General features: G+C 49.9%; 4 protein-coding genes. All 4 read left to right on the top strand.

What is annotated here, in order from left to right; translation table 11 throughout:
• A partial coding sequence (locus GF404_08140; GenBank protein MBD3382152.1) for an HD domain-containing protein occupies positions 1–683 on the top strand: 683 nt, incomplete at its 5' end.
• 139 nt (positions 684–822) lie between these two features.
• Positions 823–1,851 carry an MreB/Mrl family cell shape determining protein gene (locus GF404_08135; protein ID MBD3382151.1) on the top strand — a complete coding sequence of 343 codons (1,029 nt, stop codon included), beginning with the start codon at positions 823–825 and terminating at the stop codon, positions 1,849–1,851.
• Between the two features lie 64 nt (positions 1,852–1,915).
• Positions 1,916–4,078 (top strand): ribonuclease R, encoded by a 2,163-nt coding sequence (gene rnr / locus GF404_08130; GenBank protein MBD3382150.1) that lies wholly within the window; start codon positions 1,916–1,918, stop codon positions 4,076–4,078.
• On the top strand, positions 4,075–4,505 hold a 431-nt coding region (locus GF404_08125), incomplete at its 3' end, for a hypothetical protein (protein ID MBD3382149.1). The genes rnr and GF404_08125, both read left to right, overlap by 4 nt.

Here is a 4,505-nt window from a genome sequence, read left to right as displayed (position 1 = left end):
GATCCGCTCATGCCGGTGAATTCGATCTCGCAAACCTGAAACGGGCTTCATCACGACCACTCGAAGACCTCAAGCAGGAGTTTACCGATCTCGTCAATTCTTTGGAAAATCCACACCTGAAAGCACTTTTGATGAATCTATTGGAAAATGAAGAACTGACGGAGAACTATTTTCATTTTCCGGCCGGAACACGCTGGCACCATGATTACGTTTCGGGACTGGTCGATCATTCACTATCGATGGCACGCCTGGTTGATTTGGTCTGTCGCAATTATCCCGAACTGGACCGGGACCTGCTGATCGCCGGTGCTCTGCTTCATGATATCGGCAAAATTACTGAATTCGAGGGCGAGCTGGTATTCGAGTACTCAGACGCCGGCCGGCTGGTAGGGCATATTGTGATCGGTAACAATATCGTGCTCGATCTGATCCGCCAACTGCCGGATTTCCCCAAGGATCTTGAGTTGAAACTGAGGCATCTGATTCTCTCCCACCATGGACAGCTCGAACACGGTGCGGTCGTCAAGCCCCTGACCGCTGAGGCTCATCTGCTTCATCACCTCGATCAGATCGATTCCAAGCTGGATGCCATTAAAAAAATCTCGGAAAAGACCGATGATAAATGGAGTGAATATATTCGACCGCTGGAATCGTTTCTCTATTTCGGCGAAAAGGAAAAATAGGATAAGTATATTCACGGAACGAACGTAAACGATAATAGGAGTTGTTTCCGGCTAAAGTATTTTTCAAGTTTTTGTTGAAAATATTTAAGCCGGGTTCTATCATCCCTCCAAGTTTTTAGACGAATAGGAAAGCAGGGCTATGTCGCTGTTCAAGTTTTTTTCAAACGATATCGGTATCGATCTGGGGACCGCCAACACGCTGATCTACGTCAGCGGGCAGGGTATAGTTCTCAATGAGCCCTCCGTGGTGGCAACCGAAGTCTCCTCTGGAAAAGTGGTCGCAATCGGCAAGAAGGCCAAAGAGATGCTGGGACGTACCCCAGGTGAGATAAAGGCTATTCGCCCCTTAAAAGATGGTGTAATCGCGGATTTCGAAATCACCGAGAAAATGCTCTCGTCATTTATCAAGAAGGTTATCCGTCATAAGCATCTTATGAAACCGCGTATTTTGATCTGTGTGCCTTCCGGTATCACTGAAGTCGAGAAGCGAGCGGTTCGTGATTCGGCAGAGAATGCCGGTGCGCGCGAGGTTTACCTGATTCAGGAGCCGATGGCGGCCGCGATTGGTGTCGGGCTCCCGGTCGATCAACCCTCGGGGGTGATGATTATCGACATCGGTGGTGGAACATCCGAAATCGCAGTGATTGCCCTGTACGGTATCGTCAACAACAAGTCGATCCGGATTGCCGGAGACGAGATCAACGAAGCGATCGTCATGTACCTGAAAAAGAACTACAATCTCCTGATCGGCGAATTGACCGCCGAAGAAATCAAGATAAAAATCGGCTCCGCTTTCCCGATGGAGCGCGAGGAATCTCTCGAAATCAAGGGACGCGACCTTGTGGCCGGGGTGCCCAAGAACATGAAGGTGTCCTCAGCCCAGGTGCGCGAAGCTGTAACCGAACCCGTTGAGGCGATTATCGAGGCGGTGAGGCTCTCGCTGGAGGCCACCCCTCCTGAACTGGCCTCTGATATTCTTGACCGCGGGATCGTACTTACTGGTGGTGGCGCCCTGCTTCGGTCCCTGGCCAAACGGATCCGTCACGAGACTAATTTACCTGTTTATGTCGCCGACGATCCGATGACTTGCGTGGCCCGGGGATGCGGTATCGTGCTGGAGAATATGTCAGCCTTCAGCAAGGTGCTGATCCGGTCCCGCAATGATTGATATGTTGCCGGTCGCAAGCTTGTTTTAATTGACATAGTTTCATCACTTTTATACTTTCGGTGTTATGAAGATTACACCGGAAAAAATTATCAAATCTGTCTCCCGGAAAAGTTATCGACCGATCAAGCCTCGCAGTCTGGCTCGCAAGATGAAAGTCCCCGAGGAGGATTACCGCGAGTTCCGGCGCGTGGTGCGCGAATTGATTTCAAAAGGTGAGTTAGTACGGATTAGAGGCGGACGAATCGGATTGCCCGATCCGATGAACCTCAAGGTGGGTAAAATCCAGATTACCCGCAAAGGCTTTGCATTTTTAACCCCCGAGAATGAAAACGAAGAATTCTACATCAGGGCCGAGGACACCAAGACCGCATTAAACGGCGACCGTGTTGTCATCAGGATCAAGCCCTATAAAACCGGCAAGAAGCGTGAAGCCGAAGTAGTCAAGGTGCTTGAACGTGCCCGGCAGTTGATCATAGGGACGTATTATAAAGCCAAATTCTATGAGTACTGCGAGCCGGATGATCCGGCCATTAAGCGCAATATCTATATTTTGCCTGATCACGGCCTGGCAGCGGAGGATGGCCAGAAAGTTGCCGTGATGCTCAAGGATTGGACTAACGAGTTCCTCAATCCGGAAGGCCGGCTGGTAGAAGTTATCGGGTTTCCTTACGAGAACGGCGTCGATATACTGACGATTATAAAGAAGTATAACCTGCCGACTGATTTCGATCCAGCGGTTGAAAATGAGGCGGATAAAATCAAGCTCGAGATAACACCCGGGGAAGTCAAGCGCAGACGCGATCTGCGGGGGGAAATCCAGTTTACGATTGATCCAGCCTCTGCCAGGGATTTCGATGATGCGGTTTCACTTAAAACCAATGAAGCTGGCAATTATCTTCTTGGGGTGCATATCGCCGATGTTTCCCATTATGTCCGCGAAAATTCGGAACTCGATAAGGAAGCTGTAAACCGCGGTACTTCGGTCTACCTGGTCGACCGCGTATTGCCAATGCTTCCGGAAAACCTGTCGAATAATATCTGCAGTCTCAATCCAGATGAAGACCGTTTGACATATTCCTGCGAAATGGAGTTGACTCCGCGTGGAAGAGTGGTCAAATATGATATTTTTAAATCTGTAATTCATTCCAACGCCCGTCTCAACTACGACCAGGTGCAGGAGTTTTTCGACACTGGCAAACAGGACGGTATCCCGCCCGAGGTCTGCGAAGCGCTTAAACCGCTTCGCAAGCTGGCGGCTTTGTTGCGCAAGAAAAGGTTCAAGGCAGGCAGTATTGATTTCGATCTGCCGGAACCACTGGTACTTCTGGATAAGAGCGGTGAAGTGATCGATATCCGTCCCCGGCCTCGCAAGGAAAGCCATAAGCTGATCGAGGAATTCATGCTATTAGCCAATAAATGTGTAGCGGAATACTTTGTGCGTCTGGGGCTCCCGACACTTTTTCGAGTGCATGACCTTCCTGATCCGGAAAAACTTCTGGCATTTAAGGAATTCGCGCGCACCTTCGGTCATGATCTGAAACTGGCCGAACCGCTCAGGCCCAAGCAGTTGTCGGATTTCCTGCACAGGATCGAAGGCCAACCCGAAGAGGAATTATTGAATGAGTTACTGTTGAGATCACTTAAAAAGGCTGTTTACCAGCGTGAAAACATCGGCCATTTCGGCCTGGCGTTCAAGAATTATTTGCATTTCACATCTCCTATCCGGCGCTATCCCGACTTGATAGTACATCGTCTTCTTTCGGAAATACGCCGCAAGAACTACCCCCCTCACAGGCAGAAAACAGTCAAAGCCGACCTCGACAAGATCGGCGAGCATTGCAGTTCCATGGAAGTTATTGCCGAGAAAGCCGAACGTGAGTCCATCAAGGTAAAACAGGTGCTCTACCTCTCGCGCCATATCGGCGATATCTACGAGGGAATTATTTCCGGCATGGTGTCGGGTGGATTTTTTGTACGGCTGATCAAGTTCTCGGCCGAGGGAATGGTGCGCCTGTCGTCTTTGACGGATGACTATTACTACGTCGATATGGATCATTATGAAATCGTCGGGCGTTCGACCAAACGTCGCTATCGTCTGGGTGACAAACTGTTTGTACAGATAATGTCGGTTGACCTCGAATTCAACCGGGTCAATCTCAAACCGGTAGAGGACAACTCCAAGCCCAAAAGAGCGCGGGCGAAAAAAAAACGGGCTAAGCGCAAATGAACGACTCATTCGTGATCTGGTTTCTATCCGTGAAGCCGGAGATCTTTGACTTAAAAAGCGATCGTCTCTGGCCTGAAGGATTTGAGATTATCGTCTACGAATCACCGGAACTCCTGTTGCACAATCTAGACAGCCGTCATCCCGATTTCATCTTGCTGGATTGGGAGCTGATTCACCAGAACGTCCGACCGCTGGTAAGTAAAGTGGTCAGGACTTCTGCATTCAGCGAGGTATACCTGTTCAATCTTCCTGATGATGATGCGATCAATCATGAGCTCAGCCAGTGGGAACTGTCAGGTACATTCTCGCCGTCGTATTCGGTCCGTGATCTCCGCCAGCAGATTCAGGAAATGGCTGACTACCGGCAGTTATTGAACAGCGCCGGTGTCATCGGGCGCTCCAGCCATCTCAAGTACCAGGCTTCGAT

It is taken from the genome of Candidatus Zixiibacteriota bacterium (genome assembly GCA_014728145.1).
Classification (GTDB): Bacteria; Zixibacteria; MSB-5A5; order JAABVY01; family JAABVY01; genus WJMC01.
The sequence above is the reverse complement of the archived record's forward strand: the minus strand, read 5'-3'. Positions and strand labels throughout refer to the sequence as shown.

Coding starts and splice junctions, on each gene's coding strand:
- GF404_08135 (MBD3382151.1), top strand. CDS start 823: ATGTCGCTGTTCAAGTTTTTTTCAAACGATATCGGTATCGATCTGGGG.
- rnr (MBD3382150.1), top strand. CDS start 1,916: ATGAAGATTACACCGGAAAAAATTATCAAATCTGTCTCCCGGAAAAGT.